At 35.0% G+C, this 25,850-nt stretch carries 19 protein-coding genes; 7 read left to right on the top strand and 12 right to left on the bottom strand.

From position 1 onward, the window contains the following. Positions 1–83: 83 nt before the first annotated feature. Both V5N68_RS04520 and lgt read right to left on the bottom strand, forming a co-directional pair. On the bottom strand, positions 84–1,166 hold the full coding sequence (locus V5N68_RS04520; RefSeq protein WP_332065997.1) for a class I SAM-dependent methyltransferase: 1,083 nt from the start codon (positions 1,164–1,166) through the stop codon (positions 84–86). Next, positions 1,163–2,011 (bottom strand): prolipoprotein diacylglyceryl transferase, encoded by an 849-nt coding sequence (gene lgt / locus V5N68_RS04525; RefSeq protein ID WP_332065998.1) that lies wholly within the window; start codon positions 2,009–2,011, stop codon positions 1,163–1,165. The genes V5N68_RS04520 and lgt overlap by 4 nt, the downstream gene beginning before the upstream one ends. A 255-nt stretch (positions 2,012–2,266) precedes the next feature. On the opposite strand from lgt, the gene V5N68_RS04530 reads away from it, so the two are divergent. Continuing rightward, complete coding sequence (locus tag V5N68_RS04530) at positions 2,267–2,524, top strand: accessory factor UbiK family protein (RefSeq protein WP_332065999.1); 258 nt, start codon at positions 2,267–2,269, stop codon at positions 2,522–2,524. A 372-nt stretch (positions 2,525–2,896) separates the two neighbouring features. After that, the gene (locus V5N68_RS04535; RefSeq protein WP_332066051.1) at positions 2,897–3,397 is read left to right on the top strand and encodes a type III secretion system chaperone family protein; all 501 of its coding nucleotides are present in this window, start codon (positions 2,897–2,899) and stop codon (positions 3,395–3,397) included. A gap of 1,141 nt (positions 3,398–4,538) precedes the next feature. Here V5N68_RS04535 and V5N68_RS04540 read toward each other — a convergent pair. Further along, a complete protein-coding gene (locus V5N68_RS04540) occupies positions 4,539–4,664 on the bottom strand; it encodes a hypothetical protein (protein ID WP_332066000.1) in 126 nt (41 codons plus the stop codon). Positions 4,665–5,293: 629 nt separating this feature from the next. Between V5N68_RS04540 and V5N68_RS04545 the strand changes: the two genes are divergently transcribed. Further along, a complete protein-coding gene (locus V5N68_RS04545) occupies positions 5,294–5,938 on the top strand; it encodes an MBL fold metallo-hydrolase (protein ID WP_332066001.1) in 645 nt (214 codons plus the stop codon). Positions 5,939–6,019: 81 nt separating this feature from the next. On the opposite strand, the gene V5N68_RS04550 is transcribed toward V5N68_RS04545, so the two are convergent. The 3 genes from V5N68_RS04550 to V5N68_RS04560 all read right to left on the bottom strand — a co-directional run bounded on the left by V5N68_RS04550 (position 6,020) and on the right by V5N68_RS04560 (position 9,770). Next, positions 6,020–6,610: a BA14K family protein gene (locus V5N68_RS04550; RefSeq protein WP_332066002.1), complete on the bottom strand. Its 591-nt coding sequence runs from the start codon at positions 6,608–6,610 to the stop codon at positions 6,020–6,022. Between the two features lie 471 nt (positions 6,611–7,081). Further along, positions 7,082–9,229, bottom strand: coding sequence for an excinuclease ABC subunit UvrB (gene uvrB, locus V5N68_RS04555; protein ID WP_332066003.1), 2,148 nt, complete (start codon positions 9,227–9,229; stop codon positions 7,082–7,084). Positions 9,230–9,461: 232 nt separating this feature from the next. Then, positions 9,462–9,770, bottom strand: coding sequence for an SH3 domain-containing protein (locus V5N68_RS04560; RefSeq protein WP_332066004.1), 309 nt, complete (start codon positions 9,768–9,770; stop codon positions 9,462–9,464). A 330-nt stretch (positions 9,771–10,100) separates the two neighbouring features. On the opposite strand from V5N68_RS04560, the gene greA reads away from it, so the two are divergent. Both greA and V5N68_RS04570 read left to right on the top strand, forming a co-directional pair. Further along, the gene (gene greA / locus V5N68_RS04565; RefSeq protein WP_332066052.1) at positions 10,101–10,574 is read left to right on the top strand and encodes a transcription elongation factor GreA; all 474 of its coding nucleotides are present in this window, start codon (positions 10,101–10,103) and stop codon (positions 10,572–10,574) included. A gap of 62 nt (positions 10,575–10,636) precedes the next feature. After that, positions 10,637–11,686, top strand: coding sequence for a glycosyltransferase family 4 protein (locus V5N68_RS04570; RefSeq protein ID WP_332066005.1), 1,050 nt, complete (start codon positions 10,637–10,639; stop codon positions 11,684–11,686). A 433-nt stretch (positions 11,687–12,119) separates the two neighbouring features. Here the strand turns inward: V5N68_RS04570 and V5N68_RS04575 are convergent, their stop codons facing one another. Next, the gene (locus tag V5N68_RS04575) at positions 12,120–13,514 is read right to left on the bottom strand and encodes a TrkH family potassium uptake protein (RefSeq protein WP_332066006.1); all 1,395 of its coding nucleotides are present in this window, start codon (positions 13,512–13,514) and stop codon (positions 12,120–12,122) included. 321 nt (positions 13,515–13,835) lie between these two features. Between V5N68_RS04575 and trxB the strand changes: the two genes are divergently transcribed. Next, positions 13,836–14,789, top strand: a complete 954-nt coding sequence (trxB, locus tag V5N68_RS04580; protein ID WP_332066007.1) for a thioredoxin-disulfide reductase — start codon at positions 13,836–13,838, stop codon at positions 14,787–14,789. Positions 14,790–14,837: 48 nt separating this feature from the next. Then, complete coding sequence (locus V5N68_RS04585; protein WP_332066008.1) at positions 14,838–15,743, top strand: LysR family transcriptional regulator; 906 nt, start codon at positions 14,838–14,840, stop codon at positions 15,741–15,743. 715 nt (positions 15,744–16,458) lie between these two features. On the opposite strand, the gene V5N68_RS04590 is transcribed toward V5N68_RS04585, so the two are convergent. From V5N68_RS04590 to V5N68_RS04610, 5 genes are all read right to left on the bottom strand, one after another. Then, positions 16,459–17,661: a pyridoxal phosphate-dependent aminotransferase gene (locus V5N68_RS04590; RefSeq protein WP_332066009.1), complete on the bottom strand. Its 1,203-nt coding sequence runs from the start codon at positions 17,659–17,661 to the stop codon at positions 16,459–16,461. 317 nt (positions 17,662–17,978) lie between these two features. Further along, positions 17,979–18,188 (bottom strand): cold-shock protein, encoded by a 210-nt coding sequence (locus V5N68_RS04595; RefSeq protein WP_332066010.1) that lies wholly within the window; start codon positions 18,186–18,188, stop codon positions 17,979–17,981. Positions 18,189–18,464: 276 nt separating this feature from the next. Then, complete coding sequence (gene carB / locus V5N68_RS04600; RefSeq protein ID WP_332066011.1) at positions 18,465–21,950, bottom strand: carbamoyl-phosphate synthase large subunit; 3,486 nt, start codon at positions 21,948–21,950, stop codon at positions 18,465–18,467. Positions 21,951–23,205: 1,255 nt separating this feature from the next. Then, on the bottom strand, positions 23,206–24,408 hold the full coding sequence (carA, locus tag V5N68_RS04605) for a glutamine-hydrolyzing carbamoyl-phosphate synthase small subunit (protein ID WP_332066012.1): 1,203 nt from the start codon (positions 24,406–24,408) through the stop codon (positions 23,206–23,208). A gap of 815 nt (positions 24,409–25,223) precedes the next feature. Further along, complete coding sequence (locus tag V5N68_RS04610; RefSeq protein WP_332066013.1) at positions 25,224–25,475, bottom strand: GlsB/YeaQ/YmgE family stress response membrane protein; 252 nt, start codon at positions 25,473–25,475, stop codon at positions 25,224–25,226. Positions 25,476–25,850 lie beyond the last annotated feature (375 nt).

Raw genomic sequence — 25,850 nt, forward strand, 5'->3', positions numbered from 1 at the left:
AATCTCTTTATATGATTATTTTCAAATGGGAACATTGCGTAAAAGATGTTAGTATTTGTTTGATGAGCTGTCTATAATTAGAGTCAAAATTTAGGAGGGATCGGGATATTTTTATCGCTTATATGCAAAACTTTAAATAATTTTCCCATTTGATCTGGAGCAGCTAATCGTTTTACATCATGGTGGATTTTATTTTGCAGTGTAGCATCTTTATTAGCTCCAAGCTGTTTTGCACGTTGCAGGAGTCCCATTTTAATAAGAAAATCTCCTTGTTCTAAAATTTCAACAAAACATCCCTGTTCTAGGGCTATTGCTTTTAAAAAAGAGAAACCGACATGTGATGTTAAGTCATGTTCTCCAGGAGCGGAAAATATATCCTGAAATTTATGTTTTGAGATAGCTTGTAGCGTATCGCCAAATGCCAATTCAGCAGTCCCGTAGTCAATGAGTAAAGCAGAACCTGTCATTTTTCTCAAATGGGTACTGATTTGTTGCATCAATTGGTGCCGTAAGGGTGCATGCTCGAAAATTGTTCCATTTGGTATTTCAGCGTAGTAGGGTTTCTGTAGGGAAGAACAAGGAAGTTTGGCTTCGTGAGCAATGAATGTGAAATCTCCATTTTTATTAACTGTAATGCGTCGCTCTTTCCATTCTCCATTGAGTTTAATATATTGGTTGATGGGAAGAGCATCGAAGAGTTCATTGGCAATTAAAAAGAGAGGCTTCGATGGTATTTGGCTAAAGTTTTCGATACTATGAATTTGTTTTTTATAAGGGAGAAGGCAATTTTTTTGTTCTTTTGCAAGATGTTCACTCACTTCGATAAGAAAAATTTCAGCAGAATTAAATGCTTGAGTACATAACTTTTGAATTGTACGTAATATATCACTCATAAGAGTTCCACGTCCTGGACCTATTTCAGCTAAAATGAAAGGATGGGGGCAATTATGGGCGTTCCAGCTTGCAAGAGCCCAAATTCCAATCATTTCTCCGAATAGTTGGCTTATTTCAGGGGCTGTAATAAAATCACCAGAGCATCCAAAAGGTGTTTTGGTTTGATAATAACCAAATTGAGGATCTGTGAGTGCTAATGTCATGTATTGGCTGACGGTAATCGGCCCATTGAGAGCAATAATCTTTTTAATTTTTTCTTTGAGAGTGGTCATTTTTTATGGGGAGTAAGGGCTTTAAAAAGTAAATAAATACCTAAAATAAGCATGGGAAGAGATAAAGCCATGCCATAGGTAAATCCCGTGGAATGAAACAGGGCAGAAAACCATTCTGGATCTTCTTGAGGGACACGGTAAATTTCTGAGATGCTACGTGCTATTGCATAGCTTATAATAAATGTTCCAGATACGGTACCAGCACGTTTTAATGCTTTGAAATTAAAAATAATAATAAACAAGATGATAAAGATAATAAATCCTTCCATCAGTGCTTCATAAAGTTGGCTTGGATGGCGCGGCAGATACTGAGGATCTTGAGGAAAACAAACAGCCCAAGGTACAGAGGTAATATTGCCCCATAATTCTTGATTAATAAAATTGCATATTCTTACAATACCAATACCGATTGGAGCACCTGCAGCAACTATATCAAACATCTGTTGTACTTTGAACTTGTTTTTACGCGCAAATAAAATCATTGCGATGGTGATCCCAATAAATCCACCATGAAAAGACATTCCTCCATTCCATACTGCTATGATATCTTTTGGATGGTTAAAATAGTAAGCGGGATCCCATACAAGGACTTGTCCTAGACGGCCTCCAATGATGATACTGATGACGGACCATACAACAAAATCTTCTATCTTTTTTTTATCCATAGGAGGTTGGTTTGCATGCCATAAAGATCGTTTTTGTAATAATTTTTGTGCATACCACCAAGCAAAAAGAATGCCTATAACGTAACCAAGTCCGTACCAATGTAAAGATACAGGACCTAAATGAACAATGACGGGATCGAGAAAAGTAGGAAAAGCAATGGCGGGACAAGAATAGTTCATGAAAAAGCGCTTTCCATTAATAAGGTTACAGGACGATTAGAAATGACAGATGTATCTATGCTGGTCAAGTCAAGAGAGTGATAGACTGATATTATGTGTAACGGTAAAAATTATGCTGGTAAAAGGGATATAAAAATGTCAAACAATACAAGAAGAGCTCTGTAAAGTGAAGAGAGCGGATACGGTATCTAAATATTATTGAAGTGCATTATATTATACTGTGTGGGTTAATATTACAAATTAAAGGAAAATCACATGCGTAATGGATCAAACCGTATTCTTGATGAAATAGCAAAATTAGCAATAGATGCAGTTGATGCAGCACAAGGTGTACGACGTGAAGCTGAGACTGCTTTTCGTTTTCAGGCTGAAAAGATAGTAAACAAACTTGATATTGTTTCACGAGATGAGTTTGAAATGCTTAAGGAAATGGTCTTGAAAGTACAGGCTGATAATGCTGATTTGAGACAACGTCTTGATAGTTTGGAAAAAGTGCAGACGCAAGATAAGTAAAGTAATTTCCATAAAATTATAAATTCACAAAAATATCCCCAGCTTTTAAGTGTGTTGTTTGAAGCTAAAAAATGCTTAATCCTGAATCTGTTAGGGTAGATTATTCATTTATTTTTTGTAAAAAAAATACTTTTTTTGAATCAAAGGGCTAGCGCTATCAAATTGTATCAATACACTGAAAAGGATTTTTGATTCGTTTTATTATTATCAGTTTTTTATTATGGGAAGCATTATTCGTTTCTCAGTAGCGTGTATTGTCGATTTTTAATGCGTATTTGTTTGGTGTAAAGGCTTTAATTGTAACATGTCATTGTTGTGATTTTGGCAGTTTGAATTCTATTAATAACGTTTGCATATTATTGAGGGTTAATGATGAGGCTTGCATTTTGCGCCACAGAAAGGGAAGAACATCCTGTTGATTGTATTGAACAGATTGCCTATAAGTACGATTGGTCTTTTGAGCGGAATGCAGAAGATGAAATTAGTGTTTGTGTAGAAGGGGCGCGTACAAATTATCGTCTTTCTTTCTCATGGATGGATGATCACGAAGCGCTTCATTTGGCTTGTGCATTTGATCTTTTTTTAGAAAGTGCGCGGACGGCGGAAATGCATCGCTTATTGTTGGCGATTAATGAGAAGCTGTTATTAGGGCATTTTGATTATTGGCAGGAGGAAAATTCAGTAATTTATCGGCAGGGTCTTCTTCTCGCTGGTGGAGTTCACCCATCTCATAAACAGGTTGAGACATTGTTGATACATTCATTGAAAGTCTGTGAAAGCTACTATGCTGCGTTTCAAATGGTTGCGTGGACTGGTGAGAGTGCGTACAAAGCGTTGCAATATACTTTATTTGAAACTGTAGGGAATGCTTAAACTATTAACAGATATGTTGATTGTTTTTTATATTTAATTCATAAATTTTTTTTCATAAGGGGGTATGGATAAGGGTGTATAATCAATCTTCCAGTTGGATGTTGTCTTTATGATTGCATATGATATTTTGGGAGATAGAAAGGTCAAATCTTATTCTACTGGGATTTTTATTTTATATTTTCAAGTTTAGAGAATGGTTTGAATACTTTTGTATGCGTATTTTTATGAATGTTAAAATATAATGGTATGAAAATTGTGGTTTCTACAAGTGGGCGTTAACTGGGAATTTTTAATATTTTTACTTGCCTAGTCACATACTAAGACAGGATAATCTTCTAATCTGGTTTCATATATGGGCGAAGTTTAAGATATGTGAGAGTATTTTTTGAATTATGATTAGCGTTCGGATAGCATTATAATATGCTGTTCAATTTGTTATTCAATTCGTTTATACGTGCATAAAAAGTAATAGAAGCGCGAAAGATATTTCTATAGTTTTTTGCGGTTGATATCTTTTTGATAAGTGATGATCACGTTTAAAATTTTTGGTGGCTTTATTCAATTATCGTACAGATTTATTATATGGTTTTGTAAAAAGTAAATTGCCATCAGCAATAAGACAAGAGCTGTTTCTGCCATTTAGTTTGATATTGAGTTTTTTCACTAAGTGGGAAGAGTTTTGGGCTGGTGAGGAGTAGGTGGTGATTTATTGTTTTTATATGTATTTTTTACCATGAAATGCATATTTCATCAAATTGGATTTTGATACCAGAAAATTGAAGAAAGTGCGAAAATTACAAAAATTGCAATTTTTAGCAAAAAGAGAGGAAAGATTTAAAAAGGCTTTGAATATTTTAAATCAATTTTTGAAAGCATAAAAAATCGTCTTTTTAAAAAATCATATAAAGAGTGAAGTTAGCCTCAAAAGTAGAAAAAAATTCCATAGGGGCATAGAAATTTCTAAATAACGATAAAAAATATTACTTATCAGCTTATTATACTATTTTCTTGATGTAAAAATTTTCCATTTTTATATTTTAAATGATCGTTAAGCTTTACCTTCTTAAATTTTTAGATTTTCTTTTTCAGCTTTAATTTGATGTTTCAAATGCTGTTTTGTAAGTAGAAAAGTCGCTTTGATCTATTCCGTATAGCCGATGTTTTGAATAAATTCACGCGATTTTCTATAGAGCTCCATCGCGGGGGTTTCTACTATATCTTCAGGAGAAAATTTTATTTTTGCATCACGATAGGTCGTATAAATCATGAAATTGAGCTTTATTTTCTGAATTTACACTACGCGATTAAAAATATACAAGGTCTCAAACCAATTGTCCAATTAGGCCTGGTTGAATGAAAAGTTGCATCGTCAAATAGTATTTTGATGTGTAGTAAAAGCTTATGAAGATCAAACGTTTTTATAAGATGGTTATTTGTGATTGCATCTATTTCGTGAATAGAATTTTTTGTTTTTGATAAAACTGTTAGGATAAGAAAGGGGACGTCTTTTATTTGACGCAATAGACGGGTAAGATTAGAGGTCATTTTTTCCAATTCTTGTTACGTGAATTAAGGAGATGTCAAAATATAAGCTGGCAAGTTTTCGCTTTTTTGTCAGTATTGGTGGAGATTAAAATACAATATCTATTTCATCCAAGAGATTGAAGTAAAAGATTGTGGGTATGAGTGTTATCATCAATGACAAGAAAGTGAAGTGCATCGTTATAAAAAAATTGAATTTGATTAGTCACTTTTAAAAACCTTGATAAAATTTATTTCATATAAAGGTATAATTTACATAAGTTGCATAAAGCTCTCAGGCAGGTTATTGCTATAAAAGAACTGAGAAGAGTATCATTTATACGATTGGAAATATTTCTTTTGGGGAAGGATATCATGAAGAACCTGAGTGTACATATTATTCCAGTTACGCCTTTCCAACAAAATTGCACTTTGCTTTTTGATAGTGAGCATAAAACAGGTGTTTTAGTAGATCCAGGTGGTGATTGGCCTCAGATTCATGAAGAAATCAAAAAGATGGGCGTTATAGTTGAGGCTATTTGGATAACACATGGTCATTTTGATCATGTAGGAGCGGCAATGCAAGCTAAAAAAGCTCTTGGTGTCAAAATTATAGGTTCACACCGTGATGATAAGCCCGTAATGGATGCAGCAAACGAAATGGCTACAAGTTACGGCATGGGTAAAACGAGCATTTGTGTTCCTGATCAGTGGTTGGAAGATGGTGATAGTGTTAATTTTGCTGGACATGTATTCAATGTTTTTCATACTCCAGGACATTCTCCTGGTCATGTTATTTACTTCAATGAAAAAGAGCGCTTTGCTTTATTAGGAGATGTACTTTTTCGTGGTTCTATTGGACGTACGGATTTTCCATTTTGTTCTTATGAACTATTGATGAAATCTATTAAGGACAAAATTTTACCTTTAGGAGATGATATTAGTTTTATCTGTGGGCATGGCCCAGGAAGCTGTATAGGTTATGAGCTCCAGTGGAACCCTTTTCTGCAAGAAGTTTAAGAGACAAAAATAAGAAAAAACCGCCCTGCGGCGATTTTTTCTTGTCGCTTATGATTTTCCCCCGTTCATATAGGATGGAGTCTAGTTGCTAATTGTGACAGGAGCGTAACAAAAATGCTCTTTCCCATCATAGCCCTTAAAAGTTCCTGTTTTCGGGTTAAACGAACGATATTTTGCCTTACAATATTGAACCCATCCAGATGTCCACTGTGGGTTTTGAGGTGTCACTACTGTTGGTGCTTGATAAACTACCTGTGTCTGTGGCACTTCATGGTATATTACTTGATGTTGCGGTGGTGCGACTTGGTAAATGATTTGTGGCTGTTCTGGTTTTTTTAAAACATTGCCCAAAAGTGTACCTGCTGCAAGGCCGAGAATTCCTGCTGCTAAAGTATCACCCGAGTCGTTACGCTCCACAAAATGTTGGTGTACATGCTTGTGACGCTCTATATGAGTGTAATTGTGTGTTTGTTTTTCATGGCGTGTTTGATGACGATTAATATGGGTTCGTGTTTGTATCTGGCGACCGTGATCAAAAAAAGGATCAACTGTTGTTGTTCTTGTGATTCTTTCATCAAATACTGATGTGGTATCCGCAAACGTTGTATTTGATGGGAAAACAGTTGCAGTGGATACTGCTGATAATATTGCTATCTTAATAAACTTTCTCATAGCGACACTCCTTTGTAATTCGTATTTTCTTATCCTACACACTTCAAACTGAATATAGCCTGAATGATTTTGGACTTTATTAGGGCAAAACGAACGAAGAGCCATTTAGTTGAGTTAATTTATGAAATCATAAAATATGATTACGATCAACATACGAGTTTTTAAAATATACTACGCTCAGAATTCTTTTATAAAGACCGTATTTATAAACTAATATAATATTCTTGGGTAATATTGAGACAATTTGAGAAAAGTTTTTAAAAGAGATAGATTGTATTTAAAAAAATTAAAATTTTTGGATTGTCTATTAGGTAAACTCCTTTTTATCTGACTTGGTAGCTGTTACACCAATGATGTTGTTCATTATTAGCCTTTTATTAAATTAATTTTTTAAAACTCTCATTGACTGTAGATATTATGTATTAAACTTCAGTTTAGAAAAAAGTTTTGATTGTAAAAAGGCGAGTGGAATTAGTCGCTATGGTGCATTAAAGGATTGTCAGTAATTGTTAGTTCTATTTTCTGTAGTTGTTTGATTTTATCACGAAGTTGTGCAGCTTCTTCAAAATTCAAGTCAGCTGCTGCTGCACGCATTAATTTTTCAAGACGTTGAATGTGGGATGTTAAATTCTTACCAACCATATCATTCTTTGTAGTAAAATCAGGAATATTTGTTTGGGTATGGCCATTTTCGCATTCTGAAGCAAGAATATCATTAATATCTTTTTTGATGCTTGTAGGGACGATATTATGTTCTTCATTGTATTTTATTTGCTTTTGTCGGCGTCTTTCTGTTTCTTGTAAAGCTCGTTCCATGGAGCCAGTGATTGTGTCTGCATAAAGGATAACTCGACCATCTATGTTACGTGCAGCGCGTCCAATTGTTTGTATGAGTGAAGTTTCAGAGCGCAAAAAACCTTCTTTATCGGCATCTAAAATAGCAACAAAACCGCATTCTGGAATATCTAGGCCTTCTCGGAGTAAGTTGATACCAATTAAAACATCAAAGGTACCAAGCCGCAGATCACGCAGAATTTCAATGCGTTCTAATGTGTCAATGTCAGAGTGCATATAGCGTACACGAATACCTTGCTCATGGAAATATTCTGTTAAATCTTCAGCCATACGCTTCGTCAATACCGTTACTAATGTACGGTAGCCTTTTTGCATTGTTTTACGAATTTCGTATACAGTATCATCAACTTGGCTGCATGCTGGGCGGACTTCTATTCGTGGGTCAATAAGCCCTGTCGGACGAATAACTTGTTCAGCAAAAATACCGTGAGACTGTTCTATTTCCCAACTTCCTGGTGTTGCAGAGACAGCGATTGTTTGTGGACGCATAGCATCCCATTCTTCAAAGCGTAAAGGACGATTGTCCATACAAGATGGAAGGCGAAATCCATATTCTGCTAGAGTAGCTTTTCGTCTAAAGTCACCGCGATACATACCACCAATTTGTGGAATGGTGACATGGCTTTCATCAATAAAAACAAGAGCATTATTTGGAATATATTCAAATAAAGTTGGAGGTGGTTCGCCAGGCTTTCGTCCTGTCAAATAGCGTGAATAATTTTCAATCCCAGGGCATGAGCCAGTTGTCTCTAACATTTCTAAATCAAAAATTGTACGCTGTTCTAAACGTTGTGCCTCTAAAAGCCTACCAGCTGTATTCAGTTCATCGAGACGATGGGCTAATTCCATTTTTATTGACTTTATTGCCTGATTTAACGTTGGTCGTGGGGTGACATAGTGTGAATTCGCATAAATCTTAATGAATTGAAGGTCATCTGTTTTTTGTCCTGTTAGAGGATCAAATTCAGTAATTGTTTCTACTTCATTGCCAAATAATGAAATACGCCAAGCGCGATCTTCGAGGTGAGCAGGAAAAATCTCTATTGTATCGCCTCGAACACGAAAAGAACCACGAATAAAGTTTATATCTTGTCGGTGATAGTGCTGAGCAACTAAATCAGAGAGTAATTTACGTTGGTCAAGCCTGTCACCTTTTTTTATTTGTAAGGTCATAGTAGTGTAAGTTTCTACTGAACCAATACCGTAAATACAGGATACAGATGCAACGATAATGACATCGTCACGTTCTAATACGGCGCGTGTTGCTGCGTGGCGCATGCGGTCGATTTGTTCGTTAATGGATGATTCTTTTTCAATGTAAGTATCAGAGCGTGCAACATATGCTTCTGGTTGATAATAGTCATAATAAGAAACAAAATACTCAACAGCATTGCTGGGAAAAAAGTTTTTAAATTCTCCATAGAGTTGAGCAGCTAGAGTTTTATTGGGTGCTAAAATTAAGGCTGGTCGTTGTGTTTTTTCAATGATTTTTGCCATTGTGTAGGTTTTTCCGGAGCCAGTGACACCTAAGAGAACTTGAGTATGCTCATTTTTTTCAATTCCCTCAATCAAAGTTTTAATTGCTTGAGGTTGATCCCCTGCAGGTTCAAAAGATGTTTTTATCTGAAATGGAATACCGCCTTCAGATTTTTCAGGACGAATAGGGCGGTGAGGTGTCCATAATTCTCCATTTTTAAAAAGAGGATTTCCTGATGCAATGAGTGCAGAAAGAGCTTCCACTGTTGCTGTGACACCATTTTTCATTTTTACATCCTTTGATATAAAACTTCTGTTGTTTTGAAGTAAATACTCACTAAATTTTATAACTCAATTAAGATAGCGGAAAAGTATTATTAAGAAAATTGAGTTGATTTAAATATAAGTTGGTTAATTGAAGGCAGAAATTTTTATTATAATAATAAGCGTACTATTGTTTGTAATTTTTTTGTGTACAATGATCAAATGTAATATTAATTTATATTTACTAAAACTGCTATTAATAATGGATGTTATTTGTGAATGAAAGTCTCGTATATGAACGATAAAGGTCATTTCCATCTTTAAATGAAAGGTAACGAGATGATACCCATCCTGTTTGGGCATTATATCTGATGTAGCACCATTCTTGTCTACAAACTTGGACAAATATCAATTGTCCTGCAGGAATTAAACCACGGAATGCAGATTGCACACTTGGTCCCATTCTAAAATTAAGATTTTCCGTAACAAAAGCATCTATACAGTTGCCTGTTTTTGTAAACAGAAAGAGGAAGCTAAACGCAAAAAAAAATATCAACTTTTTCATTTTCTCAAGAAGATTCTTATCCAGAATTTTCTCCTTCTCACTTTTATGCAAGATACCTTATGCTAGGTTAGGACAAAACAGCAAAAAAGACAATTGTTTCTTCCATTTCTCTTTTTTTTAAAGAGCTTAGTTAGTGAATTTTGGATTTTGAAAATGATATGAACCCGATTAGGAAATGCTTTGCTTTGATCATTTTTTATTTTTATATGGAAAACAAAGATGCTGTACTATATAATAAAAGAAATTGTGGTTTTCGGATTCCAAAAGTAATTTTGGGAGCCGTTTTTTGTGTTTTTATTGAGCCTTCCATGTAACAGAAAGGGACGGATGATGGAAAAAGTTCCGATGACTACAACTGGTTTTGAAAGTCTAAAAGAAGAATTGCGTTGGCGTCAACAACAGGAGCGTCCACGAATTATTGAATCAATCTCTGAGGCGCGGGCGCACGGTGATTTATCTGAAAATGCTGAATATCAAGCTGCTAAAGAGGCGCAAAGTCATAATGAAGGGCGTATAAATGAGCTTGAAGATTATATTGCACGTGCAGAAGTAATCAATGTCTCACGCCTTTCTGGTGATAAAATTAAATTTGGAGCCACTATAAAGCTTTTAGATGAAGATACTGAAGAGAAAAAGGTATATCAAATTGTTGGCGATCAAGAGGCTGATGTAAAAACTGGTAAAATTTCTATTTCTTCTCCTATTGCACGTGCACTCATCGGGAAGCAAGAAGGTGATGTAATTGAAGTAAATGCTCCAGGTGGTTCGCATAACTATGAAATTATTCAGGTTCAGTATATTTGATTAGAGAATGGTAGTTGAGCGGATGATATTTAAACTAATTTAATTTCTTATTGTTTATTGCTATGCATGTATCGTTGGAAGATACAGAAATTATTGCACCTCATTTTAAAAGGCGTTTATCAGGGGTGACGTCTACAATTATTCAGCTGGTTCCGTTGCAACGAAAGAATAATGTGCGCATATCTACTTTCGGGGTGGGGTTGCCGCAAGATTTACCGGCTATTTCCTGTAAGGATCTCTTAGGGCTTTGGAAAGGCCCTAAAGGGAAACCATTTCGTATTTGGCATGCTCGACGTAATATTGAAATGTTGTTCGGGGTGTTCTTGCGAGATATTCTGCGAATGAAGCTTAGACTTGTTTTTACATCGGCATCTCAACGTTATCATAAGCCTTTTACAAAAGGGCTGATTCGTTGTATGGATCAAGTTATTGCAACCAGTGTACGGACAGGATCTTATCTAAAAGTGCCCCATCATGTTATTATGCATGGGGTGGATGTTAGGCGTTTTTCACCTCCTAAAAATATTGATGATTATTTTTCTTCATCTGGGTTGCCTGGGAAGTATGCGATAGGGTGTTTTGGGCGTGTGCGTCATTCTAAAGGCACTGATTTGTTTGTGGAGGCAATGATAGAATTGTTGCCACGCTATCCTGATTGGACAGCAATTATTGCTGGTCGTACTACGGTGCAGCATTTTCGTTTTGAAAAAGAGTTGCGCTATAAAATTTCTGAATCCGGTTTAAATGATCGCATTATTTTTCTCGGTGAGGTGTTGGATACACCTTTGTGGTATCGTCGTTTATCGCTTTATGTGGCACCTTCTCGAATAGAGGGTTTTGGTTTGACCCCATTAGAAGCAATGGCATCTCAAACGGCTGTAGTAACTAGCGATGCAGGGGCTTTTACAGAATTAGTGGTAGAAGGAACAGGAACGGTTGTAAAAATGGGAGATGGATTGGCTTTAACCTCGGCGATAGAACCTTATCTTTCTGATTTAGAAAAAACACGGTTAGCAGGGAAAAAAGCTTTAGACCATGTTCGTACTCACTTTCCTTTGGAAAAAGAGGCCTTTGCAATTGATAATGTTTATAAAACAATGTTTACAGAATGAATGCTAGAAATGTACTTAAAGGTTTTAGTGAACAACAAGTAAATAAGTATTTTTATGTGATTTGATATTATAAAATAAAGAGTATATTTAAAAATAGTAATAAATTTGTATTTTTTAATTTATATAAATTTTATACGTACTGTTTATTTTGACAAATATAAGGCTATACTTTAACGCTGTTAATCTATCTATTTTAAAATAGAAGTATTATAACTTATATTGAAAACTTCTATTCAAAAATAAGAGTTATTTATTTTATATTGTAAAATTTATTCAATCATAATTTATAGTTTTGGCTTAAGTATAGTTTGGAATATTTGATGTATGTAAGATGAGGTTGTGAGGGGAAAGTTCTCATATCATTTTTGTCGTTGGTTATTGGTTTGAAGTTATTTCATCAGTTTAATTGCTTAAAATTAGATGTTACAATATATTAAAATTGTTCACGCCAGAAGGCAGGGATAAAAAATATAAATATTGTTATAATTTCAAGACGACCGGCTAACATCATAAAGCTTAAAATCCATAAAGCATTGTCATTGATTGTAGAAAAATTGCCAACAGGGCCAATAATGTCTCCGAAACCTGGTCCAATATTGGACAGTGCAGTTAAAACACCCGTAAAGGCAGAGGTAAAGTCAAGACCAGTTGTGAGTAGAAGTGCAGTTCCAATAATAAGACAGAACATATAAAGGCATACAAAAAATAAAACGGCTTTAGAAACATCACTAGAGATATTAGAATGATCATAGTGAGTTTTTACAATTATATTAGGAGAGAGAAGTTTTGCCATATTTGTTTGTGCAATACGCCAAAGTATGATTAAGCGATTGATCTTCATTCCACCAGATGTAGAACCAGCGCATCCGCCAGTAAAGGAAATAATGAAAAAGATACCAAGTGCAAAAGGTCCCCAAAGTTGATAATCTTCAGCACTATAGCCAGTAGTGCTAATGATAGATGAAAGATGAAAAATTACATCAAGGAAAATCCAATAAAAGGTACGGTGCTCATGAAATCGCATCCATGCCGCTAAAGCAAAGCTAAAAAGGAGAACAATATTTAGAAAAACAATTACTTGAGGATCAATACAGCGCTTAGAGCGACCAGGAAGCACTAATTTAACATAAAGCACGAAGGGTAAAGCAGAAAGTAACATGAAGGTTGTTGCAACAATCAAAATAGCTGGCTTATCAGCAAAATAAGCAAAAGAAGTATCGTGAGTTGAAAAACCAGCTGTTGCGATTGTGCTCATCGCATGGTTTATTGCATCAAATAGGGTCATACCAGCAGCAAAATAGGAGAGCGTGCAAGCAAGTGTTAATCCAACGTAAGCTATGATAATTCCATTGGCGATTTGGTTAATACGAGGCAGTATTTTTTCAGATTTATCTGATGATTCCATATGAAAAAGCTGAACACCTCCAACGCGGAGTGAAGGCAAGAGCAATAGTGCTAAACCAACAAAACCAATACCTCCAATCCAGCACATAATAGAACGCCATAATAAGATACTACGCGATAAATGATCAAGACCATTAATTACTGTAGAACCTGTGGTTGTAATTCCAGAAACCGACTCAAAAATTGCTCCTGCAAGAGAAATTGGAAGAGAAGAGAGATAAAGGGGTAAAGCGCCCATAATGCTTCCTGTTAGCCAAAGACAAGCAGTAAGCATGAAGCCAAGTCGCGCTGAAAAACGACAAGTAACACCCCTTGTTGCCAAAAGAACCAGTGTTGCCAACATAGTAGTCATGACACAAGAATAAAGAAAAACCTTCCAGTCCCGATTGCCATCGTGTAAATCTATAAACACTGGCAAAAGCATCGCCATTCCCATGATTAACGCAAAACGCGCACAGACATTAATAATAAATTGAAAAATGATTATTCCCTATCTTTTGTTATTTTGTTCCAGTTTCCTTACCTATTTGGAATCTCTTGCTCACAAGATAAAGCCAAATTTCTACATTAAGAAGTGTTTTCTGATAAGTCGATAAGCAACCCTTTATAAAAAATAAGAAAGATATGTATACACATTTAAGTTAAGCTGTTGAAATAAGTTAAGCTGTTGAAAAGTGTTTTTTTTAAGGCTGTATTTTATTATAACTTATAAAGTAATAAAAAGACAAGAAGTGAAAGGGGTTTTATGGTGCAATCGCATATTCGCTTGCTTATTATTGGCTCGGGAGCGGCTGGTTATACAGCTGCGATCTATGCTGCTAGAGCAATGCTTCAACCGGTCTTGGTTACTGGATTACAGCAGGGTGGGCAGTTGACGATTACAACTGATGTTGAAAATTATCCAGGTTTTTCTACTCCAGTTAAAGGACCATGGTTGATGGAGCAGATGGCAAAACAAGCTGAACATATGGGCACAAAAATCATTTATGATGTCATTGTAAAAGCTAATTTATCAGAGCGTCCTTTTGTTTTATATGGTGATTCAGGAACGCAGTATTTTTGTGATACGTTGATTATTGCGACAGGAGCACAGGCGCGTTGGCTTGGTTTAGAAAGCGAACAGACATTTATGGGAGGGGGTGTATCTGCTTGTGCTACATGTGACGGTTTTTTCTACCGTGATAAAGATGTTCTTGTTGTAGGAGGTGGAAATACAGCTGTTGAAGAGGCTCTTTATTTATCAAATTTAGCTAAAACCGTAACTATCATTCATCGGCGGGATTATTTTCGAGCAGAAAAAATTTTGCAGGATAGGCTGCTTTCTTGTGATAATGTACATGTCATGTGGAATCATGTGGTAGAAGAGATTATTGGTTTGTCAGGTCAGACTTCAAGGGGAGCTATGGTAACGGGCGCACGGCTTAAAAATATTAAGACTGATCAAGAGGTAAAGGTAAATGCAGATGGAATATTTATTGCTATTGGGCATGATCCTGCGGTCTCTTTATTTGAAGGGCAGCTGAAGCAGAAGCAAGGTGGCTATTTGTGGACAGCTCCGGATTCAACGGCAACAAGTGTTGCTGGTGTTTTTGCTGCAGGAGATGTTGCAGATGATAAGTTTCGCCAAGCTATAACAGCAGCTGGAAGGGGGTGTATGGCTGCGTTGGAGGCAGAGAGATTTTTAGATTTGCAGGTGTAAATACGTAAAACCAGACATCCATAAAAATAAAAAATTGAAGGAAAAGTTGTGATGTCACCATTGGATTGGGATAAGTTAAGAATTTTTCATGCTGCAGCAGAGGCGGGTTCTTTTACGCATGCAGCTCAAAAACTTCATTTATCTCAGTCGGCAATTTCACGACAAGTTTCAGTTTTAGAACAGGATGTCGGGGTGTCTTTATTCCAGCGTCATGCGCGTGGTTTGATTTTGACAGAACAAGGTGAAATTCTTTATCGTACAGCGCGTGATGTTTTGGTAAAGCTTGAAAGAGCACGCTTGCAGTTAGGTGAAAGCTGTGAAAAGCCAACTGGGTGTTTGCGTGTTACATCGACCTTTGGAATGGGAGCAGGATGGCTTGTAGAGCATATGCCTGAGTTTCTTAGTCTTTACCCAGATATGCAAATTCAACTCTTGTTTGCCGATGAAGAACTTGATCTGGTAATGCGTCATGCAGATTGCGCAATTCGCTTATGTCAACCTCAACAGCCTGATCTGATACAAAGAAAATTATTTACGATTCATATGCATGTTTATGCTTCAAAAAACTATATTAAAAGTTACGGTAAACCAGAAAAATTATCTGAGTTGGATGCACACCGCATCATTTCATTTGGTGAACCTGTTCCAGCTTATCTATCTGGCTTAAATTGGCTGACAAAGGCTGGAAGAAATGATGGATATATGCGTGTTCCAGTATTACAAATTAATAATATTATTTCAATTAAGAACGCACTTATACATGATCTTGGTATTGCTGTGCTCCCTGACTATATTGTGAATAATGATGATCGATGTGTACGGCTTTTCCCTGATATAGCTGATATTCCTTCTTTTGATACTTTCTTTTGTTATTCTGATGCTTTAAAAAATGTGGCAAAATTAAAGGCTTTTCGAGATTATATTTTTCTCAAAGCGCGTAAATGGCCTTTTTAGTGGTGAATATATTTTAGCTATGTGTTTATTGCATAGCAGGTACGCGTAAGTTTTTATTGTTCTTCTTCGTAGAAAATGACATAAAATTACCATCTCTTGATTATGTTGCCTCCCATTGCATTTTCTTGAGTGTTCCCTTGTAAGAATTTTCAGATTGATTTTATCTCTGAGAATTTATAACTTTGCCGGGCATTTTTGTCCGGTTTTTTTTGTTTTTGAAAAAATAGAAAATTGATTTAAAAATTATGAGGGAGATAATTTGAAATATCTTAAGAATGTTTAAGTACTCTAAAAATGGTCAAATCTTTGGAACAGAATTGAAAATACTTTGGTTAGTCAGTTACTGTAAAATAAAAATGTAATAGATCATATACTGTAAGTATCAAATTTTTAAAATCACAGATTACAAATTTCAGTAGCTATAATATTTGATGACGTATAACAATCTGAGAAAAGCTATTTTATCTTATAAATTAAAGCAGTTAGCCGTTTTGTTTTAACATGAAAAAGAGTTCTATTCTATGTAGATATCATGTTAAAGTTGTTTGCACATTATGTAGCCGAAAAAGCATTTAAAAAACTTTAATTTTTGAGATCATATCACTTTTATTAATATGCAATTTTCTATGGAATGTAATAGTTTATCCATATTCAACTCGCAAAAAATATCATTCAAAAGGAACTATAAATCTAAAACATGGATATATCTCAAGCTTTAAAGCAAACTATCACAAAAGCGTTGGATACGTAAGCAAGCTTCTTTAAGTAGTTTTTCTGACGTTGCATAAGAAATACGAAATGCTGGACCAAGTCCAAAAGCGGATCCATGAACTACAGCTACAGATTCTGTTTCGAGAAGCGCTATTACAAAGTCTTCGTCATTTTTTATAACCTGACCTGAGGGGGTTTTTTTTCCGATGAGCTTTGCACAGGAAGGATAAACATAAAAGGCACCTTCTGGTGTTGGGCAGTGAATGCCAGGAGCTTGATTTAACATGGAAACAACGAGATCACGGCGTGCTTGAAAAATACTTTTATTTCGAGAGATAAAGTCTTGTGGACCATTGAGTGCCTCAACTGCTGCCCATTGCGAAATAGAGCTTGTACCAGAAGTTTGTTGACCTTGAATGGTATCCATAGCTTTAATTAATTGTTGTGGTCCGCCTGCGTAACCAATTCTCCAACCTGTCATAGCATATGCTTTTGAAACCCCATTCATTGTGAGGGTTCGATCGTAAAGCTTTGGTTCTACTTGAGCTGGTGTGACAAAATTAAAGCCTTCATATGTTAAATGTTCATATATATCGTCAGTAAGGATATATACATGAGGATATTTCAATAAAACATCTGTTAGCTTTTTTAATTCATCATAGGTATAAGCTGCTCCTGATGGATTTGAAGGGGAATTAAAAACAAACCATTTCGTTTTATCTGTAATGGTAGACTCTAAATCTTGGGGTTGTAGTTTATAAGAAAATTCAGCTTTTGTTTCTACAAAGCGAGCTATACCACCGTTAAGAGTGATCATTTCTGGATAACTTACCCAATAAGGAGATGGAATGATAACTTCGTCTCCTTTATTTAAAGTTGCCATAAATGCATTAAAGAGGATTTGTTTTCCTCCTGTCCCAACAATGATTTGCTCTGGTTCATAAACAAGATTGTTTTCTCTTTTGAATTTTGCAGCAATTGCTTGACGCAATTCTGGAATACCAGATATAGGCGTATATTTTGTTTCTCCACGCTGAATAGCTTCTATGGCAGCATTTTTGATGTTGTCTGGCGTATCAAAATCAGGTTCTCCAGCGCTTAAAGCAATGACATCACGACCTAATGCTTTTAAGTTACGTGCTTTTTGAGAAACAGAAATTGTTGCAGAAGGTTTGATACAAAAAAGCTTATCGGCGATAAAAGCCATAATCAGATTCCTTATGAAATGTGAGAAAATTTCAAAGATATTTTAGAAGATATTATATTATATGCAATAAAAAATTGCAGAAATATTATCAAAGGATTTTATTTCAGGTTAAGTGGTATTTTTTATAATTCTTTAAGCAAGCAGTTTTGGATGATAAAATTATGAAAGCTTTAAGGAGAAGGGGAAAAGCATATTCATTAATGGTTCTTACAAGGACGGATGGTGAGGTTCATAAGTTAAAAATTGAGCTTTTATGAAAAAATCCTTACTTTATAGGTAAGGATTTGAAAATATAAATAGCAGAAAAACCTAAAAAATCAAAGGACTGTAAGGTTATTCGCAGCCAATTTTCCTGAACGACGATCTTGAAGAACTTCGTAAGAAATTTTTTGTCCTTCTTTTAGATCATTTAAACCAGAACGCGAAACGGCGGAAATGTGCACGAACACATCTGCACTTCCGTCATTAGGTTGAATAAATCCAAATCCTTTTGTAGAATTAAACCACTTAACTGTTCCTGTAGACATAGGAAACTCCTTAGAATAATACATTATTACATACTGAAGCCAAAAGCATTCAATACAGTTCTCAATCGAAATTAGGTGGGAGAAGTCTCGTCAAAATGCATGCCGCTTAAAAATGAGCGAAAGCCATACAGGAAAGAAAGTCACATAACCGAAAGTTCGACTTGATACTCTTAATTTTTTTTTGAATGAAAAGCAAGCTTTATTAAATATCTTTTCATATAAAACGATAAATAAAAATGTAGAAGATGATATGCTTTTGCGCATAGGAAAACTTTTTTAAGTAAAATAACTTTGCAATGAGCGTACTTCGAGACTATTTTTTTTGAGAGCCTTTATGGCTTTACTTGCAGCTTCAGCACCGGCCACTGTTGTGTAGTATGGGACTTTTTGCATAAGTGCTGCATAGCGCAGAGATTTAGAATCTGAAATAGCACTGGCGGTGTTAGTTGTATTAAAAATTAATTGAATTTGTCGATTGTGAATAGCATCTTCAATGTGAGGGTGTCCTTCTAGGACTTTATTGATTTTTTCTGCCTTAATGTTATGTTCGGAAAGAAATTTTTGTGTTCCACTTGTTGCTAAAACAGAAAAGCCAAGTTCCGTTAGATGCTTAACAGGAGTTAAAATGCGTTTTTTGTCGTCATCTTTGACAGACACGAACACAGTTCCTTCTTGTGGAAGTTCAACACCAGCTCCAAGTTGAGCTTTAGCAAAAGCAAGTGCAAAATCATAATCAAGCCCCATAACTTCACCTGTTGAACGCATTTCAGGACCAAGCAGTGTGTCGACGCCTGGAAAACGTGCAAAAGGAAAGACAGCTTCTTTTACAGCTATACGTTGTTTTTGTTGTATAGATGGTAATCCACCATAAGCTTGGAGAGTGCTATGAAGTGTTTCTCCTGCCATAATACGTGCAGCCATTTTAGCAATGGGACGGCCAATTGTTTTTGCAACGAATGGAACAGTACGCGAAGCACGCGGGTTGATTTCTAGAACATAAATCATTTCATTTTTTATGGCATATTGTATATTCATAAAACCACGAATATGCAATGCTTGTGCTAATGCTTTGGTTTGACGTTCCAATTCAGTTACTAATGCACGTGAAAGTGTACGTACTGGTAAGGAACAGGCTGAATCGCCAGAGTGAATGCCGGCTTCTTCAATATGTTCCATGATACCAACGATTAGCGTTTCTTTTCCATCACACAGACAGTCAACATCTACTTCAATAGCTTCTGTAAGATAGGTATCGAATAAAAGAGGATTTTCCCCAAGCAGTATATTGATCTGTCCTGTTTTATCATTGGGATAGCGGGCTTTGATGTCTTCTGATATTAATTCAGGAACTATTTCGAGTAAATAGTTTTGCAAGGTTTTCTCATCGCGGATAATTTGCATAGCACGCCCTCCTAGAACATAAGAAGGACGTACGATTAATGGAAAACCTAATTCATGGGCAACAAGGCGGGCTTGTTCAATTGAGTGAGCAATACCATTTTTTGGTTGTGTTAAATTAAGTTTGCGTAATAATTTTTGAAAGCGATCTCTATCTTCTGCTAAATCAATAGCATCAGGTGAGGTTCCTAAAATAGGGATATTATTTTTTTCGAGTGCACTTGCTAGTTTTAAGGGCGTTTGTCCGCCAAATTGAACAATAACACCAATCAATTCTCCTCTTTCTTTTTCTGTGTTTAAAATTTCTAAAACATCTTCTGTTGTCAAAGATTCAAAGTAAAGACGGTCAGATGTATCATAATCAGTTGAGACTGTTTCGGGGTTACAGTTAATCATAATGGCTTCAAAGCCTGCATCTTGTAATGCAAAAGCAGCGTGGCAACAACAATAGTCAAATTCAATGCCTTGTCCAATACGATTGGGGCCTCCCCCTAAAATTGCTACCTTTTTTCGTTCAGAAACTTGCGCTTCTGAATGTTCAATCCCTGCAAAGGGAACTTCATAGGTTGAATACATATATGCTGTGGGAGAATAAAATTCAGCTGCGCAGGTATCAATACGTTTAAAAACAGGTTTGACATTTAGTGCTTTGCGCAAATCAGCAATATCATCAGGTTCTTTCCCGGTAAGAGTGGCTAATCGTGCATCCGAAAAACCCATAGCTTTTAACATGCGTAAATTATATGCATCTTCAGGTAGCCCATGAGTGCGGATGCACTGTTCCATTTCAATGATGGAAGCTATTTGTTCTAAAAACCATTGGTCAATTTTGCTAATTTGGTGAATTTCATGTAAGGATAAACCCATGCGTATTGCTTGAGCTATATAGCGTAGACGATCGGGACTTGGTATCGCGATGACAGACCGTATAGAGTTTTGTTCATCACCTTCAGCATGTTCAGGAATTGTAATTTCATCAAATCCTGTAAGACCTGTTTCAAGTCCGCGTAAAGCTTTTTGCAAGGATTCTTGAAAAGTTCGGCCAATCGCCATGACCTCTCCTACAGACTTCATTGCAGTTGCTAAAACAGATGATGAACCAGGAAATTTTTCGAAAGCGAAACGAGGAATTTTGGTAACAATATAATCGATAGTAGGTTCAAATGATGCTGGTGTTGTTCCACCTGTAATATCATTTTTTAATTCATCAAGTGTATAACCAACTGCTAATTTAGCTGCTACCTTGGCGATTGGGAAACCTGTTGCTTTTGAGGCAAGTGCTGAAGAGCGAGAAACACGAGGGTTCATTTCAATAACAATCAAGCGACCATCTTGGGGATTGACAGCAAATTGTACATTAGATCCTCCTGTTTCCACGCCAATTTCACGCAGTACAGCTATCGATGCATTCCGCATACGTTGATATTCTTTATCGGTTAAAGTGAGGGCAGGAGCTACAGTAATGGAATCACCGGTATGTATTCCCATAGGATCAATATTTTCGATAGAACAGACAATGATACAGTTATCGTTTTTGTCACGGACGACTTCCATTTCATATTCTTTCCACCCCAAAACACTTTCTTCAATCAGAACTTCTGTTGTGGGTGAAGCTTCAAGGCCGCGTTCAATAATTTCGTAGAATTCAGAGCGATTGTATGCAATTCCACCACCTGTACCACCAAGAGTAAATGAAGGACGGATAATGGCTGGAAGACCAACGATATCAAGAGCTTGAACAGCTTTTGCGGTAGCATGTGCTACATAGTGTTTTTTACGTTCCGTTTCTGCATGATGCCAATTTTTTTCAAGTTTTTCTAATGCCTCATCGAATGCATCACCAGAAAGTTGCGCTTTAAGTTCATCACATTTTTTTGCGTATAGTTTGCGATTTTCCTCTTTAAGCTCAGTGGCATTGGCTAAGATAGAGCGCGGTGTTTCTAAACCAATTTTTTCCATTGCTTGACGAAATAAGGCACGATCTTCAGCTTTATCAATTGCTTCAGCATTTGCACCTATCATTTCAACATTATAGCGGTCTAATATCCCCATGCGCTTTAATGATAAAGCGGTATTGAGTGCTGTTTGTCCTCCCATAGTTGGCAAGAGAGCATTAGGGCGCTCATGAGCAATAATTTTAGCAACTATCTCAGGTGTGATGGGTTCAATATATGTTGCATCAGCTATATCTGGATCCGTCATAATAGTGGCAGGATTGGAATTAACCAAAATAATTCGGTAACCTTCTTCTTTTAATGCCTTACAAGCTTGTGTTCCAGAATAGTCAAATTCACATGCTTGACCAATGATAATAGGTCCTGCTCCAATGATAAGAATAGATTTTATATCTGTACGCTTTGGCATATTCTCTTCCTATGACAAACACCCGTGCTTTGCTATTGCGGAAAGCAAAGTATTTAAATTTGCTGCTAAAATAGTTTTATAAGTTAATAAACAAAGAAAGTAAGTTAGAAAATACTTTTTCCATGTTTTTTTCATAATTGGAAAAACTAACATGGTTAGCAGAACATAAATAAGCATTTGTTTGTGATAAATGAAGTTTTCAAGTGATAAGTAAGTTTCTTATATGCAATGGTATATATTGCATAACATGTTGGTTCTTTTAAGTTTTTTTGTTCAATCTTTTTGATGTTTTTAAAATTCAAACCAAAAACAAGTAACAACCATAGTTAATTTATTGTAAAAATATCCTAAAATGTGAATTTTTTTTAATGTGATGTACGATATTATATTTTTATTTTTATGACGATTTTTTTGTATGATGAGTTTCCATAGGTATACAAAAATTGGGACTGCTATTTTTCAATTGTACATCTTCTGTATTATATTTCAGATTTAGCTAGATTTTGTTAGATGATAACATTGCAAAAAACATTGTATGTATTTTACAAAATTGGTTATTATACTTCATAAAAATTTTTTTATAGTTTATTTTAAAAATAACTGGTTTAAAGTCACAAAACTCTACATATGAACTTATTTCAGAGATATATAACCTTATGTTTTTAAATACCCTTATTATAAATCAAAAAAAATTGTTTAGTGATTGGGTCATAAAAAAGGGGATATCCCATCATATATTAAAAAAAATGGTGGTAGAATGGCTGAATCTCAACGATGAAAAGATTATTTAAATGCAGTAGGAATTATTAAAAAGAAAATATTATTATTCTACTTGGTGTATTGCTTTATAAATATGAAAATGATGTTCGTTGATAGATATTGTGTTATATTCTTCTCTATGAATATTGTTAAGATATAAGATTAAAAATAAGAGAGACTATCTTTTATAAATTAAATTCCTAGCACAGATAATATAATATTGTTGCTTTAAGAAAGTTATTTATTGTATCAATATGGAATGTTATTAGCGATATAATTTTCTATTTATTATAAATATATATTAAAATAAGAGTATTTAAATTTTTTGCTTTTATTAATTAGTATAACAATAATTTTATATTAATACTTTTAACAATAAAGTATTGTTCTAACAATATATAATATAAAAATTGATATTACATTAAAATAAGAGTAAATCACTCAATTTATAAAAAGAAATAATTCTTTACAAAAAAAGAATAAAAGATGAGGTTATTTAATTCAACTGCTTTTTATAGTCCATAATGAGATTGTAAAAACGTTGAAATAAATAATGGCTGTCTTGTGGACCCGGAGAAGCTTCAGGATGATGTTGAACAGAAAAAATTGGCTTTCCGATAATTCGAATACCACAGTTTGAACCATCAAAGAGAGACACATGTGTTTCTTCAACACATTGTGGCAGAGATGTGGTATCTACAGTAAAACCATGATTCATGGACACAATTTCAACTTTTCCAGTGATAAAGTCCTTAACGGGATGATTAGCGCCATGATGCCCTTGATGCATTTTGATGGTTTTAGCTCCAACAGCAAGAGCTAAAAGTTGATGTCCGAGGCATATGCCAAAAAGCGGTATATTACTTTCAATGAGTTCTTTAATGGTTGGAACAGCATAATTGGCTGTGGCAGCTGGATCTCCTGGCCCATTAGAAAGAAAAATACCATCAGGTTTCATTGCAAAAATTTCTTTTGAAGTTGTATGTGCTGGTACGATAGTTATGCGCGCACCTTGTGCAGCGATAAGTCTAAGAATATTACGTTTAATACCATAGTCAATTGCAACTATGTGAACATTATATGTGTTATTTGCGCTATAGCCTTTATTCCACACCCACGGTTTTTCATTCCATTCTACCAGCTGTTTTGATGTGGCTTCCTTTGCTAAATCAAGATTGATAAGACCAGTCCATTTTTGTGCACGTTCTTTTAAGAAATTGATATCAAAATTTCCGTTTTGGTCATGAGCAATGATACCATTTAGCATTCCTTTTTCACGGATTAGAGTAGTTAACGCCCGTGTATCAATGCCATGAAGTGCAATAATTTGACGTGCTTTGAGCCATTGGTTAAAATTTTTATTTGCACGATAATTAGAAGGATGAGTGATATCTGCTTTAAAAATAGCCCCAACTGCACCATGGAAATTTAGAGGTGTAAGATCTTCGATATCTTCACCATTTGTGCCTACATTGCCGATGTGAGGAAAAGTGAAATTAACGATTTGTTTCTTATATGATGGATCTGTAAGGATTTCTTCATAGCCCGTCATCGCAGTATTGAAGCATATTTCGGCTTCGACAATACCTGTAGCACCTGCTCCTTTACCTTCAATAATTGTTCCATCTGCCAATATCAGCAACGCTGTTGGTTTGCTCCTTATATTCCAAGGATTGTGAGATGAGGTAGTTTGTGTCATAATTTGTGCCCACAATGCGTAATTGAAAGGTATAATGATAGCATTATACGAAAAGAACGATAGATTCTGTGTGTATTGCTATTGCGATATTCTATTTTGAAGTGAAAGTATAGGTATATTCCCTTAAGAGGTAAAGTCCTGTTTTGGATTTTCTAGGGTTTGGTATTATTTTTTATAATGTATAATATCTATGTCAGAATTTTAGGATATTGTTATTCTTCTTTAATAAATTGAATAGAGTGGTCGTATAATCGGATTGTACAGCTGAAGAGGATGATATATCCTATTAAATCGGTTTTCATGATTATAGAGATATAATACCATTTATTACATTGAAAAATAGCCAAAAATGATACAAGGCAAATTTTTTAAGCCTTAGTATAGCTTATGCAGACTGATATTCATTAACTATTCTATTATCGCAGCTCTATTCGAAATATTCAATTCTGTTATGGATGTATTTATTTTATAAATTTGGATTATTAGCACTTATACCAGAGTCATAATACATTAAGGCATTGAATATTTCGAATATAATTGATATTTAATAATAAATTATAGAAATATAATGAGCGTTTCTGATATTAGAGTCATTGTTGACGTAAATTTTTCTCTTTATGTATGACTGGATGTGAGTAAAAGAAGAGATATGTTTCTCAAGGATTTTTAGTTAATCATTTAAAATATAACTATAATCACTCACAAAAATCACTCACAAAATTTTTTATCCGTTAATTTTAACTCTCCTTGCTGATAATGGCAGTAGTTTTTACAATTAAAAGGATGTAAAATTTCGAAAATTTTTCCTGAAAAGACTATAACCGAACTTTACGTCCCAACCATATGAGGATACATGCTCCAATAAAGCCTGAAATAAGATAGCCTATCCAACCTGAAAGGTTAATTCCAAAAAGACTTAAAAGAGAGCTTGCTAATGCAGCTCCAGCAATTCCTAAAAAAACGTCTAGAAGTATTTTAGTTTGACTTTTCATAACGTATTGGGCTGCCCAACCGGCTAATCCACCAACAACAATAGCTGCAATCCATCCAATATGTGTGTCTTCCATTGAATCCCCCTTTTTCCTTATACCTAAACTATTTTCACAGTTAGGGTGTCTTTTATAAAGTTCAAGCCTTTTTAAGTTTGAGGAACAGATGTCATCGGTAACAATTTTTTTTACAAATAATCCGATCGTACTGTGAGTTCAGTGCTAACTTCAGAAATATATTTGTACAATATGTTTTTGGTCATGGTTTCAAAATCTCTAAAGCCAATAGTCATTTTATTAAAAAGATTAACTGATTGCTGTAAAGAAGCTAAAGAGTATAAAAGAGTGTACTCGTATGCAGTTTTTCTAATTTTTGAACAAATAAAAAGAATAAAATACAATAGCGCAAGCAATGAATTTTTTTCTTAAAATATTAGAAAGGAAGTTTTTAAA

The sequence above is a fragment of the Bartonella eidoli genome (assembly GCF_036576145.1).
Classification (GTDB): domain Bacteria; phylum Pseudomonadota; class Alphaproteobacteria; order Rhizobiales; family Rhizobiaceae; genus Bartonella.

Coding starts and splice junctions, on each gene's coding strand:
- V5N68_RS04520 (WP_332065997.1), bottom strand. CDS start 1,166: ATGACCACTCTCAAAGAAAAAATTAAAAAGATTATTGCTCTCAATGGG.
- lgt (WP_332065998.1), bottom strand. CDS start 2,011: ATGAACTATTCTTGTCCCGCCATTGCTTTTCCTACTTTTCTCGATCCC.
- V5N68_RS04530 (WP_332065999.1), top strand. CDS start 2,267: ATGCGTAATGGATCAAACCGTATTCTTGATGAAATAGCAAAATTAGCA.
- V5N68_RS04535 (WP_332066051.1), top strand. CDS start 2,897: ATGAGGCTTGCATTTTGCGCCACAGAAAGGGAAGAACATCCTGTTGAT.
- V5N68_RS04540 (WP_332066000.1), bottom strand. CDS start 4,664: ATGATTTATACGACCTATCGTGATGCAAAAATAAAATTTTCTCCTGAA.
- V5N68_RS04545 (WP_332066001.1), top strand. CDS start 5,294: ATGAAGAACCTGAGTGTACATATTATTCCAGTTACGCCTTTCCAACAA.
- V5N68_RS04550 (WP_332066002.1), bottom strand. CDS start 6,610: ATGAGAAAGTTTATTAAGATAGCAATATTATCAGCAGTATCCACTGCA.
- uvrB (WP_332066003.1), bottom strand. CDS start 9,229: ATGAAAAATGGTGTCACAGCAACAGTGGAAGCTCTTTCTGCACTCATT.
- V5N68_RS04560 (WP_332066004.1), bottom strand. CDS start 9,770: ATGAAAAAGTTGATATTTTTTTTTGCGTTTAGCTTCCTCTTTCTGTTT.
- greA (WP_332066052.1), top strand. CDS start 10,101: ATGGAAAAAGTTCCGATGACTACAACTGGTTTTGAAAGTCTAAAAGAA.
- V5N68_RS04570 (WP_332066005.1), top strand. CDS start 10,637: ATGCATGTATCGTTGGAAGATACAGAAATTATTGCACCTCATTTTAAA.
- V5N68_RS04575 (WP_332066006.1), bottom strand. CDS start 13,514: ATGCTTTTGCCAGTGTTTATAGATTTACACGATGGCAATCGGGACTGG.
- trxB (WP_332066007.1), top strand. CDS start 13,836: ATGGTGCAATCGCATATTCGCTTGCTTATTATTGGCTCGGGAGCGGCT.
- V5N68_RS04590 (WP_332066009.1), bottom strand. CDS start 17,661: ATGGCTTTTATCGCCGATAAGCTTTTTTGTATCAAACCTTCTGCAACA.
- V5N68_RS04595 (WP_332066010.1), bottom strand. CDS start 18,188: ATGTCTACAGGAACAGTTAAGTGGTTTAATTCTACAAAAGGATTTGGA.
- carB (WP_332066011.1), bottom strand. CDS start 21,950: ATGCCAAAGCGTACAGATATAAAATCTATTCTTATCATTGGAGCAGGA.
- carA (WP_332066012.1), bottom strand. CDS start 24,408: ATGACACAAACTACCTCATCTCACAATCCTTGGAATATAAGGAGCAAA.
- V5N68_RS04610 (WP_332066013.1), bottom strand. CDS start 25,475: ATGGAAGACACACATATTGGATGGATTGCAGCTATTGTTGTTGGTGGA.